Raw genomic sequence first — 14,258 nt, forward strand, 5'->3', positions numbered from 1 at the left:
GGGTCGGCTAGTGAGACGTCCCTCCCTGCGGACGGGCGTCCGCTGGAAGATCAGCATCGCCATCACGGCCGTCGGCGCGCTGACCGTGATGGCCCTCAGCCTCGTGGTCCACAACGCGGCCCGCGTCTCGATGCTCGACAACGCGCGCGACCTCCAGCTCGACCGCGTGCTCTTCGCACAGCGCATCTACGAGACCAGCAAGCAGACCCGGTTCGGCGCCAAGCTCAACGACCCGGCGCTGCCCGCCGACCTCAAGGCCAAGACGGACCGGGGCCGCAAGGCCACGTCCGTGGCGGAGGGCAAGAACGGCGTGCCCGACATCTGGGCGGCCGTACCGGTCGGCAACGGCGACGTCCTGTCGCTGCACAGCACGTTCACCGACCGCAGCTCCAACGTCATCTCCGACCTCGACCGGGCGCTCGTCATCGGGTCCGTCGCCGTCGTCTTCGGCGGCTGCGCGCTCGGCATCCTCATCGGCGGGCAGATCTCGCGACGGCTGCGCAAGGCCGCGGCGGCGGCGACGAAGGTCGCCGAGGGGCACACGGACGTACGCGTACGGGACGCCATCGGCGGTGTCGTGCGCGACGAGACGGACGAGCTGGCCCGGGCCGTCGACGCGCTCACCGACGCCCTCCAGGAGCGCCTGGAGGCCGAGCGACGGGTCACCGCCGACATCGCGCACGAGCTGCGCACGCCCGTCACGGGGCTGCTCACCGCCGCCGAACTGCTGCCGCCCGGCCGCCCCACCGAGCTGGTACGGAACCGGGCCCAGGCGATGCGGACGCTGGTGGAGGACGTCCTGGAGGTCGCGCGGCTCGACAGCGCGTCCGAGCGGGCGGAGCTCCAGGAGATCGCCCTCGGGGAGTTCGTGAGCCGGCGGGTGTCCGTGCTCGACCCGGAGGCGGTGGTGCGGGTCGTCCACGAGTCGTGGGTGAACACCGACCCGCGGCGCCTGGAGCGGATCCTGGGCAACCTGCTGGGGAACGCGGCGAAGCACGGCAAGGGGCCGGGTTCGGGGCCGGTGGAGGTCACGGTCGAGGGCCGCGTGGTGCGGGTCCGCGACCACGGGCCCGGCTTCCCGGAGGCGCTGCTGCGCGAGGGGCCGAGCCGCTTCCGCACCGGCAGCAGCGACCGCTCCGGCCACGGCCACGGCCTGGGCCTGACGATCGCGGCGGGCCAGGCCCGGGTGCTGGGCGCCCGCCTGACGTTCCGCAACGCGGCGGGCTCCTCGGCGGAGTCGGGCGGCGCGATCGCAGTACTCTGGCTCCCGGAACACGCCCCCACGGCAACGGGCAGCTTCCCGGTACTCCCCCCCAAGTAACCACCCGAGCAACACCTCGCAAGGGGCGCGGGGAACGGCGCGAGCAACCCACCACGACCCGCAGACGGCAGCGGGGTTGGGGGCGCGGGGAACGGCGCGAGAAGCGACCACGCCCCGCGGACGAAGGCGGGTTTCCCAGGGGCGCGGGGAACGGCGCGAGAAGCGACCACGCCCCGCAGGCAGACGAACCACCCGGGACGGAAACACCGCCGCCCCCTCCCCGTACCCAGCGGGCAGGAGGAGGGGGCGTCGGCAGGGAACTGGTTCAGACAGGCTCGTGGACGGGCACCGCGTCCACGGGAGCCGCGGCCTTCGGCCCCGCCCCCCGCAACGGCACTTCCTTCACGAAGAGGGACGCCACGAACGCCCCCAACGCGACGACCGCACCCAGCAGGAACGCCCCGTGCGTACCGGACGACACCGCGTGCTGGTAAGCCTCCCGCAACTGCTCCGGCAGCTTCCCGAGACTCGACGCGTCGAGCTGCGCGGACCGCTGGGTCACCCCGCCACCCCCACGCGCACTCATCTCGTCCTGCACCCGGCTGTTGAACAGCGCACCCATGATGGCGACACCGAAGGACGAGCCGAGCGTACGGGCCAGCGTGCTGGTGGAGGAGCCGACGCCGATGTCCCTGAGCTCCACGCTGTTCTGGGCGACCAGCATGGTGATCTGGAGCAGGCAGCCCATGCCCGCGCCGAGGACGGCCATGTACAGACCCGAGGTGAGCCGCGTGGTGCCGGTGCCCATGGTGGACAGCAGGTACAGACCGGTCACCATCAGGAGGCTGCCGACGATCGGGAACGCCTTGTAGCGGCCGGTCGACGTGGTGACGCGGCCCGCGAAGAGCGAGACGACGGTCATCGAGAGCAGCATCGGCAGGAGCAGCAGCCCCGAGTTCGTCGCGGAGGCGCCCTGCACCGACTGCTGGTACAGCGGGAGGAAGAGCACCGCGCCGAACATCACGAACCCGGTCATGAAGGCGATGGTCGCCATCAGGGAGAAATTGCGGCTGCGGAAGATGTGCAGCGGCACGATCGGCTCGGCGGCCTTGGTCTCGACGAAGAGGAAGCCGACCAGGGAGGCGACGCCGAGGGCGATCAGCTCCATGATCCGGGCCGAGCCCCAGGCGTACTCCGTCCCGCCCCAAGTGGTGACCAGCACGATCGCGGTGATGCCGACGGTCAGCAGCACCGTACCGAGGTAGTCGATCTTCGGCTTGGACTTCTTCTTGGGGAGGTGCAGGACGGCGGTGACCATCGCGAGCGCGACCACGCCGAGCGGCAGGTTGATGTAGAAGGACCAGCGCCAGCCGAGGTGGTCGGTGATGGAGCCGCCGACCAGCGGGCCGCCGATCATGGCGATGCCCATGACGCCGGCCATCATGCCCTGGTACTTGCCGCGCTCCCGGGGCGGGATCAGCTCTCCGATGATCGCCATGACGCCGACGATCAGACCGCCCGCGCCGAGACCCTGGAGGGCCCGGAAGCCGATCAGCTGGCCCATCCCCTGGGCCATGCCGCTGAGGGCGGAGCCGATCAGGAAGACCACTATGGAGCTGAGGAAGGCGCCCTTGCGGCCGTACATGTCGCCGAGCTTGCCCCAGATGGGGGTCGAGGCGGCGGTGGCCAGGGTGTACGCGGTGACGACCCAGGACAGGTGCTCCATGCCGCCGAGGTCGCCGACGATGGTCGGCATGGCAGTGCCGACGATCATGTTGTCGAGCATTGCCAGCAGCATCGCGATCATCAGGGCCATCAGGACCACTCGCACGCTGCGCTGCTTGGGTCCCGCTGGAGCCGCCCCTTCGGCCACGGCCCCCTGCTGTGTTTGTTCCGCCATGTCGACCACTCCCCTGCCCCACACTTACTTGCCGCCCGGCTAGTTACTACACTGGGGAAAGTAGACCCCCTACTAGCCGGGCGTCAAGTAAGTTTTCGGGAGAGCTCGATGGCCAGAGGCAACACCCGCCAGCGGATCCAGGATGTCGCCCTGGAGCTCTTCGGCGAGCAGGGGTACGAGAAGACCTCGCTGCGCGAGATCGCCGAGCGGCTCGACGTCACCAAGGCCGCGCTCTACTACCACTTCAAAACCAAGGAAGACATCCTGGTGAGCCTGTTTCAGGACCTCACCAGGCCGATGGACGAGCTTCTCGAATGGGGCAAGACCCAGCCCCAGACCTTGGATTCCAAGATCGAGATTCTGCGACGTTACAGCGAGGCCCTGACCGGCGCCGCCCCGCTCTTCCGCTTCATGCAGGAGAACCAGGCGACCGTCCGGGAGCTGTCCATCGGGGAGAACTTCAAGGACCGCGTCATCGCGATGGTCGGGCTGCTGAAGGCCCCCGGCGCGCCGCTGGCGGACCAGGTCCGCTGCTTCACCGCGCTCTTCTCCATGCACGTGGGCATGCACGCCCTGAAGGACCTGGAGGGCGAGCCCGAGGAGAAGCGCAAGGCCGTCCTCGAAGTCGCCATCGACCTGGTCACCCAGGCCCACGGCGGGCAGTAGCGCCCGCGACGGACGGGGGTCCGCCGGACAGGCGGCCCGTCAGGCGGCGGGGCCAGCCGGTCCGCCGGACAGCGGCCCGTCCGTCAAGTGATCCCCCGAGCAGCGGTCCGCCGGGCCGCGGTCCGTCAGACCTTGACGCCCTCGGCGCGCAGGAAGACGACCGGGTTCACGGCCGAGCCGTAGTTCGCGGTGGTGCGGATCTCGAAGTGGAGGTGCGGGCCGCTGGAGTTGCCGGTGTTGCCGGAGAGGGCGATCCGCTGGTCGGTGGAGACCGACTGCCCGATGCGGACGTCGATCCGCGACAGGTGCGCGTACTGCGAGTACGTGTTGTCGGCGTGGCGGATCACGACGGCGTTGCCGTACGCCGGCCCGTCGCCGCCGCCGACCGGGCCCGCCTTGACGACGGTGCCCGCGTGCACGGCCTTGACCGGGGTGCCGACCGGCACCGCGAAGTCCTGGCCGGAGTGCTTGTGGGCCCACATCGAGCCGCCGGTGCCGAAGGTGGCGCTGAGCTGGTACACGTCCACCGGGTCCACCCAGCTCGCGGCCTTCGCCGCCGCCGCCCGCTCGGCCTTCACGGCCGCCTTGGCCTGCGCGTCGGCCTGCGCGGCGACGGCGGTGGCCGCGCCGGTCAGCGCCGGGGCGCCCGCCTTGTCGGCCGCCGCGGCCGTTCCCGTACCCAGCAGGGCCGCCGCTCCGAGGCCCGCGCCCACGAGGGCGGCGCAGAGACGGCGGGCGGACGGACGGGAGCCGGGGAGAGCGGAACGCGGGGACATACGGGACGGACCTCCGGGTCGGGGACAGGAGCGGTGGGGCAGGAAGCCGCCCGGCACGAGAGCGCACCGGGCGGCATCCCTTGGTACCCCGCACCCCCATCCCGCCCCAAAACGCCCATCTACTAACGAAAGCCGTAACGATCAGACGGGGAATCCGGCCCCGCCACCGGTCCGGGCCCGCTATCCCCGGTAGTAGGCCCCCGCCGGCCTGTGCGCCTTGTCACCGCGCACCGCCGGGCCATGGGCCTTTGGTCCTTCCGATTCGGGACCAAGGTCCCGTGTGCGCGACTACGCTGACGGGTCCTGGAACCGGGTCCGCGTCGCGTCGCAAGGAGAACCGGATGCCGCACCACGCCCCCGCCGTACCCGCCGCGACCGGCACGGGCCGGGGCGCCCGCGTGGTCGCCGTCCTCGGGCCCCGGCAGGGCACCGGCGTACTGATCGGGCCCGGCCTGGTGCTGACCTGCGCCCATCTACTGGATCTGGACGCCTTGCCCATCGTCCTCACCGAACCGACCCGGACGGTCACCGCGCAGGTGGCGTGGTGCGACCGGGAGCTCGATGTCGCGCTCCTCGCCTGCGTGGACGAGGCGGCGCAGTGGCCGGGCGGGGTGCTCCGGCTCGGCAGGCTCGGCACCGAACAGCCGCTGCCGGGGTGTGAGGTGACCGGGTTCCCCGACGTGCAGCGGCTGCGGGGGCGGGAGCTGGACCGGGACCACTTCACCGGGACCGTACTGCCGCTGGCCGGGCTGCGGAGCGAGGAGATGACCTTCGAGTTCGACCGCCCGCCCGCGGCCGAGCGCGCCGACGGCACCTCGCCCCTGGCGGGCCTCTCCGGCGCTCCGGTCTTCGCGGGCGAGACGCTGATCGGCATCGCCCGCGAGGTGCAGGGGGGACGGGCGCACTACCGGGTGCGCTGCGTCCCCGTGTCGGTGATCGTCGACCGCCCGGACTTCGCCTCCCACGCACGGTGGAACGGGGTGTGGCCGCGAGTGACCCTGGAGGCCGTCACCGGCGCCCACTCCGAGGACGCGCGCTACGAAGGGGAGTACGCCGGGGCCCTGCGCGCCGAGTACCGCCGCACCCGCATCTTCGGCCTCGACGAACTGGGCCGGAACGACTCCGAGTGGGACCTGGACACCGCCTACCTCAGCCTGGAGGCCGAGGCGAAGGGCCCCGGCGGACCCGGCCTGCCGTACGGCGGCGGGACGCCCCAGCGCATCGACGCCCTGCTGGCGTCCCGGCCGTGCGTGCTGCTGCGCGGCGACGCGGGCGCGGGCAAGACGACCCTGGTGTGGTGGCTGGCCGCGCACGCGGCGGCGGGCACCCTGGGGCCCGGCCTGGCCGAGCTGAACGGGCTGGTGCCGTTCGTCGTCCCGCTGCGCACCCTGCGCGCCACGGCCACCCGCTACCCCGTGCCGGGCGAACTCCCTCACTCCGCCCGCCTGATGATCGACGGCCCACCGGAGGGCTGGGCGGTCCGGGTCCTGGCCGCCGGGCGGGCGCTGCTGCTCGTGGACGGCCTGGACGAAGTGCCGCCGGACGACCGCGAGGAGGCCCACCGCTGGCTCTCCCACCTGCTGGAGCGCTACCCCGGGAACCGCTGCGTCGCGACCGTACGCCCGCTCGCCGTCGAGCCGGACTGGCTGAAGCGGTCCGGCTTCGCGGAGCTGCGGCTGCTGCCGATGCGGGACGACGACATCCAGGCGTTCGTCACCGCCTGGCACGCGGCGGCCCGGCTGGACAGCGACCCGCGCGAACCGCTGGACGACCTGGAGCGCGACCTCGCCCACCAGTTCCGCACCAACCCCACCCTGGCCGACCTCGCCCGTACGCCCCTGCTCTGCGCGGTCATCTGCGCCCTGCACCGGCTGCGCCAGGGCTTCCTGCCCAAGACCCGCTGGGACCTGTACCAGTCGGCGCTGAGGATGCTGCTCGGGGAGCGCGACGAGCGCCGCAAGGTGGGCGCGCCCGAACGGATCGCCCTCACCGTCGAGGAGTCCACCCAGCTCCTCCAGCGCATCGCGGTGTGGCTGGTGCGGGAGGGCCAGTCCTTGTTCACGGACCTGGAGGCGGCGCAGCGGATCGAACGGGCGCTGCCGGGCATGGCGGGCGCGCGGGACCGGGGCACCCCGGCCGATGTGCTGCGGTACCTGCTCAACCGCAGCGGGCTGCTCCAGGAACGCGACGAAGGGGTCTACCAGTTCGCCCACCGCACCTTCCAGGACTTCCTGGCCGCGAAGGAGCTGGTCGAGGACGACCACCTCAAGGAACTGGTGCGGCACGCCACGGAGGACACCTGGCAGGACGTGATCCTGCTGGCCGCGGGCCACTGCGGACGCCAGCAACTGGCCGGGCTGGTCAACGGGCTGCTGAAGTTGCGCGGCCGGGGGCGCGGGGACACCCCGGTGCTCGCGGCGCTGTGCGCGCAGCACGCGGCCTGGCTCGACGAGCGGACGCTGGAGCGGGTCCGGGAGGGCGTCGTGCGGCTGCTGCCGCCCGTCAGTGGGGATGGCCTGCGGACCCTGGCCCGCCTGGGCCCTTCGCTTCTCCCACTGCTGCCCGACCCCGCGACCGTCACCTCCGCAGACCGCGGCATCGCGCGCTACGCCGAGTTGATCAGCGCGATCGGCGGCGCGGAAGCCGTCCCCCACGCGTACGCCTGGGGTTCCCGCCACCCTGCCGCCGCGCAGGTGCTCGCCCAGAGCTGGTCGCAGTATCCCGCCGCGGCCTACGCGCGGGAGGTGCTCGCCCGGATTCCGTTGGCGCACTTCACCTTGCAGGTGCGGTCGAAGGAGCAGTTGGACGAAGTACGCGGCCTGCCCGGCCTGGACCGGCTGATGATCTGGGGCGACTTCACCACCGGCGAGCTGGCCGGAGCACTGGACGGCTCGGCCCCGCGCTCTCTTCTTCTGCGCTCCAACACCGCCGTCTCGGACCTCTCGTTCCTGCGCGGCGCGACGAACCGGCTGGAACGCCTGGATCTGGTGATGTGCCCGCGGCTCGACGACTTCTCGGCCCTCTCCGACCTCACGGGCCTCACGGGCCTCACCGAGTTGCGTCTCCGCCGCGTGGGAGCCGACGACCTCTCCGCCGTCCCGGCACATTCAGGGGTGACCCGGCTCGCGATCGAGGCGAGTACGGGACCGGTCGGCACGGTGGGACTGGAAGCCTGGAGGAGCTTGTCCTACCTGTCTGTGAGCCGGCCCGCGAACCCCACCGCGCTGCTGCGCCAGGTCGACGAGCTGCCGAAGCTGAACCAACTGGAGCTGTGGATCGGCTCCGCCCGGGATTTCCATGGCGCGCCCGCCTGTCCAGCGGTGCGCGATCTGACCCTGCACCTCGCCGAAGACCGCCACGGCATCGAGCGACTGCCCGGCCTGTTCCCCTCGCTGAAGCGGCTGCACCTCCTCCTGAACGCAGACTTCAGAGTGCCCGGCCCCAGAGAGCTCAAGGATCTCAAGGCCCTCTTCCCACCCACCGTCGGCGTGATCGTCAACGGCAGCCTGCTCTGACCCGGAAAAGGGGCTGCCCCGGCCCCGTACGACTTCTCGTACGGAATCCGGGGCAGCCCCTTGCGAGCCCTGCGGAGGCTACGCCTCCTTGCTCAGGTTCGGACCGGCGCCGCCGGCCGCCTGCTCGATCGGCGGGACGTCGGGCAGAGCCGACTTCTCCTCGCCGCGGAAGGTGAACTTCTTCGCCTCGCCCTCGCCCTCGGTGTCGACGACCACGATGTGGCCGGGGCGCAGCTCGCCGAAGAGGATCTTCTCCGAGAGGATGTCCTCGATCTCGCGCTGGATCGTGCGGCGCAGCGGACGGGCGCCCAGGATCGGGTCGTAGCCCTTCTTCGCCAGGAGCGACTTGGCCTCGGAGCTCAGCTCGATGCCCATGTCGCGGTCCTTCAGCCGCTCGTCCACCTTGGCGACCATGAGGTCGACGATCTGGATGATGTCTTCCTCGGTGAGCTGGTGGAAGACCACCGTGTCGTCGACACGGTTCAGGAACTCGGGGCGGAAGTGCTGCTTCAGCTCCTCGTTGACCTTGGCCTTCATCCGCTCGTAGCCGGTCTTCACATCGCCCTGGGCGGCGAAGCCCAGGTTGAAGCCCTTGGAGATGTCCCGGGTGCCGAGGTTCGTGGTCATGATGATGACCGTGTTCTTGAAGTCGACGACCCGGCCCTGGGAGTCGGTCAGACGACCGTCCTCCAGGATCTGGAGCAGGGAATTGAAGATGTCCGGGTGGGCCTTTTCGACCTCGTCGAAGAGGACGACGGAGAACGGCTTCCGGCGGACCTTCTCGGTCAGCTGGCCGCCCTCTTCGTAACCCACGTATCCGGGCGGGGAACCGAAGAGGCGGGAAACCGTGTGCTTCTCGCTGAACTCCGACATGTCGAGGGAGATCAGCGCGTCCTCGTCGCCGAAGAGGAATTCGGCGAGCGTCTTGGAGAGCTCGGTCTTACCGACACCGGACGGACCGGCGAAGATGAACGAGCCACCGGGGCGCTTCGGGTCCTTCAGACCCGCACGGGTGCGCCGGATCGCCTGGGAGAGCGCCTTGATGGCGTCCTTCTGGCCGATGACGCGCTTGTGCAGCTCGTCCTCCATGCGCAGCAGACGGGAGGACTCCTCCTCCGTCAGCTTGAAGACGGGAATGCCGGTCGCGGTCGCGAGGACCTCGGCGATGAGCTCGCCGTCGACCTCGGCGACGACGTCCATGTCGCCGGCCTTCCACTCCTTCTCGCGCTTGGCCTTCGCCGCCAGCAGCTGCTTCTCCTTGTCGCGGAGAGAGGCCGCCTTCTCGAAGTCCTGGGAGTCGATGGCCGACTCCTTGTCGCGGCGCACGCCCGCGATCTTCTCGTCGAACTCGCGGAGGTCCGGCGGCGCGGTCATCCGGCGGATGCGCATCCGGGAACCGGCCTCGTCGATCAGGTCGATCGCCTTGTCCGGCAGGAAGCGGTCCGAGATGTACCGGTCGGCCAGGGTCGCGGCCTGGACCAGCGCCTCGTCCGTGATGGACACGCGGTGGTGGGCCTCGTACCGGTCGCGCAGACCCTTGAGGATCTCGATGGTGTGCGGCAGCGACGGCTCCGCGACCTGGATCGGCTGGAAGCGGCGCTCCAGGGCCGCGTCCTTCTCCAGGTGCTTGCGGTACTCGTCGAGCGTGGTGGCGCCGATGGTCTGGAGCTCACCGCGGGCGAGCATCGGCTTCAGGATCGAGGCGGCATCGATGGCGCCCTCGGCGGCACCCGCACCCACCAGGGTGTGGAGCTCGTCGATGAACAGGATGATGTCGCCGCGGGTGCGGATCTCCTTGAGGACCTTCTTCAGGCGCTCCTCGAAGTCACCGCGGTAGCGGGAGCCGGCGACCAGCGCGCCCAGGTCCAGGGTGTAGAGGTGCTTGTCCTTGAGGGTCTCGGGCACCTCGCCCTTGACGATGGCCTGCGCCAGGCCCTCGACGACGGCGGTCTTGCCGACGCCGGGCTCGCCGATGAGCACCGGGTTGTTCTTGGTACGGCGGGACAGCACCTGCATGACCCGCTCGATCTCCTTCTCGCGCCCGATGACCGGGTCGAGCTTGGACTCACGAGCGGCCTGGGTGAGGTTCCGGCCGAACTGGTCGAGGACGAGGGAGGTCGAAGGCGTGCCCTCGGCCGGGCCGCCCGCGGTGGCGGCTTCCTTGCCCTGGTAGCCGGAGAGCAGCTGGATGACCTGCTGCCGCACCCGGTTGAGATCGGCGCCCAGCTTCACGAGGACCTGGGCGGCGACGCCCTCGCCCTCGCGGATCAGGCCGAGCAGGATGTGCTCGGTGCCGATGTAGTTGTGGCCGAGCTGGAGGGCCTCGCGGAGCGACAGCTCCAGGACCTTCTTGGCACGCGGCGTGAAGGGGATGTGACCGGACGGGGCCTGCTGGCCCTGGCCGATGATCTCCTCCACCTGCTGGCGGACCGCCTCAAGAGAAATCCCGAGGCTCTCCAGGGCCTTAGCGGCGACACCCTCACCCTCGTGGATCAGGCCCAGGAGAATGTGCTCGGTGCCGATGTAGTTGTGGTTGAGCATCCGGGCTTCTTCCTGAGCCAGGACGACAACCCGCCGCGCGCGGTCGGTGAACCTCTCGAACATCGTTAATCGCTCCTCAGAGCGGTCGGGCAGTTAGGGGTCGGTCCCCTCCCTGTCCTTCCGCATGCTAGTCCCGTGGGACGGGACAGCTCATTCCAACTGCCGACATCCGACCCGATCACCCCCGCCCAGGCGGGGAAACTTACTGCCGAACAGCCGACAACTGCTCCAACCCGATGGTGCGAGACGATGTTCCCGCAGGCCAGGCAGATACCCCTGTCTCCAGTACGCCGATGGCGAACGCGAGACGGCCCGGCGAGCTTCTCGCCCCTCCCCACTAGGAATGTCTTACCCGTAACGACTGACAGTCCATGCGGCGCGCCCCGGTTCCCTCAGCTACGGGCGAACACACTTGCGCCGCCGAATGCTTCCGAGCGCCCCCGCAATCTCTACGGAACGCAATCATCCGGAAACTCTGCGTAACCCCCGGCCGTTTCGGGAGTTGCTCCGGACATGGCCCTCACCGTGCCCTCGCCCCGCGCCCCCGTCGGCCGCGCGCTCGCCCAGTGGTACGAGCGGGAGCTCGGCTGGCCCGTGTCGGCCGGGCCGCCGGTGCGGCTGGAGACCGGTGTGCGCTTCGACGTGCTCGATGTGCCCGCGCCCGCCGGAGCGGCCCTGCTGGAGCGGTTCGCGCGCACGGGCCCCGTCGCCCTCATGGGGCGCCGGATGCGGTTCCTGGTGGCGCCGGGCGGCGCGGAGGAGCTGCCGGGGCTCCTCGACTGGCTGGAGTGGGGCGGGGTCGCCCTGGACCTCTCCGCCGTCGGCGCCGGGGGCCGGATCGCCGCCCCCGTGCCGCCCGGGTGGAACGGCTCGCGGGAGACCGCCGTGTGGCTGCGGCCTCCCGGTCCGGGATGCGGGATCGAGGCAACCCTTCCGGCCTTCACCGGATTCGCCGGGCCGAAGGACGGCGGGGGCTGTGGGGACGCCCCCGACCTCGTCCGGCTGGTGGACGCGGCGGCCACCGAATGCCACCGTGCCCTGTTGTTCCCCACGAAATCGGTAACCGGCTCCGCGGTCGCGCAGCGGAGGGCCGATGCGAAGGGATCGGGTAACGCGGGAACTCAGCCGTTCGCCTTCTCGTAAGCCTCACGGATATCGGCCGGGACGCGTCCGCGGTCGTTCACGTTGTAGCCCTGCTCCTTGGCCCACTTGCGGATCTGGGCCGTGTCCTGGTTGCCGGACGCGGCGACGGCGCGGGCCTTGCCCCGGCCGCCGGCGGCGCGGCCACCGGTGCGCCGTCCGCTCTTGGTGTACGGGTCGAGCAGACCCCGGAGCTTGTCCGCGTTGGCGGTGGTGAGGTCGATCTCGTAGGTCTTGCCGTCGAGAGCGAACGTCACGGTCTCGTCCGCCTCGCCACCGTCGAGGTCATCGACAAGAAGGACCTGAACCTTCTGTGCCACCGGATTTCCTTTCATCGAAAATGCAGTACGCGGAAAGGAAACCGCTTTTGCCTGGAAAACACAAACCCCCGGCAGAGGTTCAGGGGCCTTGCCGAGCGGGAAACGTACGCGATTCGGACATAGGGTTCTCTCGGCTTCCGCCGGGTTCCCGCGATCACAGGTGCAGAAGCATCCGGCTGTTGCCCAAGGTGTTCGGCTTCACTCGTTCGAGACCCAGGAACTCGGCGACACCCTCGTCATAGGAGCGCAGCAGCTCGCTGTAGACATCGGTGTCGACCGGAGTCTCACCGATCTCGGTGAAGCCGTGCTTCGCGAAGAACTCCACTTCGAAGGTGAGACAGAAAACCCTGCGCACCCCCAGCCAGCGGGCGGTGCCCAGCAGCTTGTCCAGTACCAGATGCCCCACTCCGGCGCCCTTGAACTCGCGGTCGACGGCGAGAGTGCGCACTTCGGCGAGGTCTTCCCACATCACGTGCAGTGCGCCGCAGCCCACCACTCGGGCGTCCGAGTCGCGTTCCGCGACCCAGAACTCCTGGATGTCCTCGTAAAGCGTCACCATCGCTTTGTCGAGCAGGATCCCCTCGCCCACGTACGCGTCGAGAAGGCGGCGGACCGCCGGGACATCGCTGGTCCTGGCCCGGCGGACGGTGACGGCATTTGCAGGGGCATAAGACATGAGCGGACGCTATCGCCCCGCGCCACCCCCGGGTCCATCGGGTTCTTCCGCTTCTTGCGCGTCGTTCGGTCCGGACGTCCGTACGGGCCCGGCGGGAACCGGATCCGGGGACTCCTCGGCCGGTCCGACCATCCGTACGGCATCGCGCAGGGACTCGCGCTGCTCGGGCGACATCATGCCGAAGAAGGCGACGAGCGCGGCGGCCGGGTTGTCGCTCTGGGACCACGCTTCGTTCATCAGTGCGGCCGCGTAGGCGGCGCGCGTGGAGACGGCGGTATATCGATAGGCGCGGCCGTCCACTTCCCGGCGCACCCAGCCCTTCTGATGGAGATTGTCCATTACGGTCATGACCGTCGTGTACGCGATGGACCGTTCCTGCTGAAGGTCTTCCAGGACTTCCCGGACGGTGACCGGACGGTTCCACTGCCAGACGCGCGTCATGACGGCGTCTTCCAGCTCTCCCAATTGGCGCGGCACATCTGCACCATAGTGGGAGATGTCCCGAATGGCTGGTTATTTACGGTGGTGAACAGCAAAAAGAGCGCGCGCCCCTATATGGGTCGCGCGCCCTCCAGGCGGCCGGCCGAGCTTTCCGCTCAGACCTGGCCGGTGTTCGGCCGCTGCTGGGCGGCCTCGGCGCGGGCGATCGCGGCGTCCACCGCCGCGTCCTCCTTGCCCTTGTTGGGGCCGCCCTGGCTCTTGACGATCGTCACGATGAGCCCGATGAAGAAGACGGCCATCACCACGGGGGGAACGAGCGCGGAAACGTAGTCCATGCCGTCCAGGGTAGCTACCCGGCCGCGCGGGCCGCCGGTGGGGGCGTGGGCTTGCGGCGCGGCGGGAAGACCTCGCCGGGCGTGGGGATGGGGCGGCCCGGGACGGGGCCCTTGGGGGGCGTCTTGGGCTGGGCCGCGGGCTTCGGGGCGTCCTTGTCGGCGGCGCGTCCGCCGGGCAGGGCGAAGAGCCGGGTGCGGGGGCCGGGGGTCACCGCGGCGAGCCGGGCCCGTACCGAGTGCTCGGCGAGGCGCCGGCACCGCTCCAGCAGGGCGGCGGCGACCGGGTGGGTGCGCAGGGTGCGCAGCGCGGCCAGGTCCTCCGGACGGGGGTCGTAACCGGCCGCCAGGGCGTCCTGGAGCAGCTCCAGGTAGCCGGGGGCGGAGCCGGGCAGGGCGGTGCGGTAGCGGGCGAGGTCGGCCAGCAGGAAGGCGCGCAGCCGGTCGCCCTCCCGGGCGGCCTCGTCCAGCGAGCCGGCGAGCCGCAGACAGGCGTGGACGTCCGCGTCTGCGAGGGGGGCGGGGTGGAGGGCGACGGCGAGGGCACGTCGGAGCACACGCAGCTCGTCTGCGCTGAACGCCATTCCGCCGCGGGATCCGTAAGGCGTGGGCATGAACCGACAATACGCCGGAAATGGACAAAATCCGTTTAATGGGGTTTTGCGGCGAGTTGTTTTTCCGCGGCCCCCG

At 70.5% G+C, this 14,258-nt stretch carries 12 protein-coding genes; 4 read left to right on the forward strand and 8 right to left on the reverse strand.

From position 1 onward, the window contains the following. Positions 1-10 precede the first annotated feature (10 nt). On the forward strand, positions 11-1,321 hold the full coding sequence (gene cseC / locus AB5J87_RS15740) for a two-component system sensor histidine kinase CseC (protein ID WP_369377295.1): 1,311 nt from the start codon (positions 11-13) through the stop codon (positions 1,319-1,321). 265 nt (positions 1,322-1,586) lie between these two features. On the opposite strand, the gene AB5J87_RS15745 is transcribed toward cseC, so the two are convergent. Beyond that, entirely contained in the window at positions 1,587-3,161 is a 1,575-nt protein-coding gene (locus tag AB5J87_RS15745) for an MDR family MFS transporter (protein WP_369377296.1), read from the reverse strand. 108 nt (positions 3,162-3,269) lie between these two features. Here AB5J87_RS15745 and AB5J87_RS15750 point away from each other — a divergent pair, with 108 nt between their 5' ends. Beyond that, entirely contained in the window at positions 3,270-3,827 is a 558-nt protein-coding gene (locus tag AB5J87_RS15750) for a TetR/AcrR family transcriptional regulator (RefSeq protein ID WP_369377297.1), read from the forward strand. Positions 3,828-3,952: 125 nt separating this feature from the next. Here AB5J87_RS15750 and AB5J87_RS15755 read toward each other — a convergent pair whose 3' ends face one another. Then, the gene (locus tag AB5J87_RS15755) at positions 3,953-4,603 is read right to left on the reverse strand and encodes a M23 family metallopeptidase (protein WP_369377298.1); all 651 of its coding nucleotides are present in this window, start codon (positions 4,601-4,603) and stop codon (positions 3,953-3,955) included. A 341-nt stretch (positions 4,604-4,944) separates the two neighbouring features. Between AB5J87_RS15755 and AB5J87_RS15760 the strand changes: the two genes are divergently transcribed. Next, the gene (locus tag AB5J87_RS15760; RefSeq protein ID WP_369377300.1) at positions 4,945-8,118 is read left to right on the forward strand and encodes an NACHT domain-containing protein; all 3,174 of its coding nucleotides are present in this window, start codon (positions 4,945-4,947) and stop codon (positions 8,116-8,118) included. A 78-nt stretch (positions 8,119-8,196) separates the two neighbouring features. On the opposite strand, the gene AB5J87_RS15765 is transcribed toward AB5J87_RS15760, so the two are convergent. Beyond that, positions 8,197-10,722, reverse strand: a complete 2,526-nt coding sequence (locus AB5J87_RS15765) for an ATP-dependent Clp protease ATP-binding subunit (protein WP_344077224.1) — start codon at positions 10,720-10,722, stop codon at positions 8,197-8,199. 450 nt (positions 10,723-11,172) lie between these two features. Between AB5J87_RS15765 and AB5J87_RS15770 the strand changes: the two genes are divergently transcribed. Continuing rightward, positions 11,173-11,802, forward strand: coding sequence for an SCO3374 family protein (locus AB5J87_RS15770; RefSeq protein WP_369377301.1), 630 nt, complete (start codon positions 11,173-11,175; stop codon positions 11,800-11,802). On the opposite strand, the gene AB5J87_RS15775 is transcribed toward AB5J87_RS15770, so the two are convergent. From AB5J87_RS15775 to AB5J87_RS15795, 5 genes are all read right to left on the reverse strand, one after another. Further along, complete coding sequence (locus AB5J87_RS15775; RefSeq protein WP_369377302.1) at positions 11,781-12,119, reverse strand: Lsr2 family protein; 339 nt, start codon at positions 12,117-12,119, stop codon at positions 11,781-11,783. The two genes, AB5J87_RS15770 and AB5J87_RS15775, sit on opposite strands and share 22 nt — an antisense overlap. A gap of 154 nt (positions 12,120-12,273) precedes the next feature. Next, the gene (locus AB5J87_RS15780) at positions 12,274-12,795 is read right to left on the reverse strand and encodes an amino-acid N-acetyltransferase (RefSeq protein WP_369377304.1); all 522 of its coding nucleotides are present in this window, start codon (positions 12,793-12,795) and stop codon (positions 12,274-12,276) included. 9 nt (positions 12,796-12,804) lie between these two features. Then, positions 12,805-13,272 carry a BlaI/MecI/CopY family transcriptional regulator gene (locus tag AB5J87_RS15785; protein ID WP_369377305.1) on the reverse strand — a complete coding sequence of 156 codons (468 nt, stop codon included), beginning with the start codon at positions 13,270-13,272 and terminating at the stop codon, positions 12,805-12,807. 119 nt (positions 13,273-13,391) lie between these two features. Further along, positions 13,392-13,571, reverse strand: coding sequence for a hypothetical protein (locus tag AB5J87_RS15790; RefSeq protein WP_369377306.1), 180 nt, complete (start codon positions 13,569-13,571; stop codon positions 13,392-13,394). Positions 13,572-13,585: 14 nt separating this feature from the next. Further along, positions 13,586-14,152, reverse strand: coding sequence for a hypothetical protein (locus tag AB5J87_RS15795; RefSeq protein WP_369377307.1), 567 nt, complete (start codon positions 14,150-14,152; stop codon positions 13,586-13,588). Positions 14,153-14,258 lie beyond the last annotated feature (106 nt).

The sequence above is a fragment of the Streptomyces sp. cg36 genome (genome assembly GCF_041080675.1).
Taxonomy (GTDB): Bacteria; Actinomycetota; Actinomycetes; order Streptomycetales; family Streptomycetaceae; genus Streptomyces.

Excerpts from the sequence above, each read along its gene's own strand:
- AB5J87_RS15745 (WP_369377296.1), bottom strand. The coding sequence starts at position 3,161 with ATGGCGGAACAAACACAGCAGGGGGCCGTGGCCGAAGGGGCGGCTCCA.
- AB5J87_RS15750 (WP_369377297.1), top strand. The coding sequence starts at position 3,270 with ATGGCCAGAGGCAACACCCGCCAGCGGATCCAGGATGTCGCCCTGGAG.
- AB5J87_RS15755 (WP_369377298.1), bottom strand. The coding sequence starts at position 4,603 with ATGTCCCCGCGTTCCGCTCTCCCCGGCTCCCGTCCGTCCGCCCGCCGT.
- AB5J87_RS15760 (WP_369377300.1), top strand. The coding sequence starts at position 4,945 with ATGCCGCACCACGCCCCCGCCGTACCCGCCGCGACCGGCACGGGCCGG.
- AB5J87_RS15765 (WP_344077224.1), bottom strand. The coding sequence starts at position 10,722 with ATGTTCGAGAGGTTCACCGACCGCGCGCGGCGGGTTGTCGTCCTGGCT.
- AB5J87_RS15770 (WP_369377301.1), top strand. The coding sequence starts at position 11,173 with ATGGCCCTCACCGTGCCCTCGCCCCGCGCCCCCGTCGGCCGCGCGCTC.
- AB5J87_RS15780 (WP_369377304.1), bottom strand. The coding sequence starts at position 12,795 with ATGTCTTATGCCCCTGCAAATGCCGTCACCGTCCGCCGGGCCAGGACC.
- AB5J87_RS15790 (WP_369377306.1), bottom strand. The coding sequence starts at position 13,571 with ATGGACTACGTTTCCGCGCTCGTTCCCCCCGTGGTGATGGCCGTCTTC.
- AB5J87_RS15795 (WP_369377307.1), bottom strand. The coding sequence starts at position 14,152 with ATGGCGTTCAGCGCAGACGAGCTGCGTGTGCTCCGACGTGCCCTCGCC.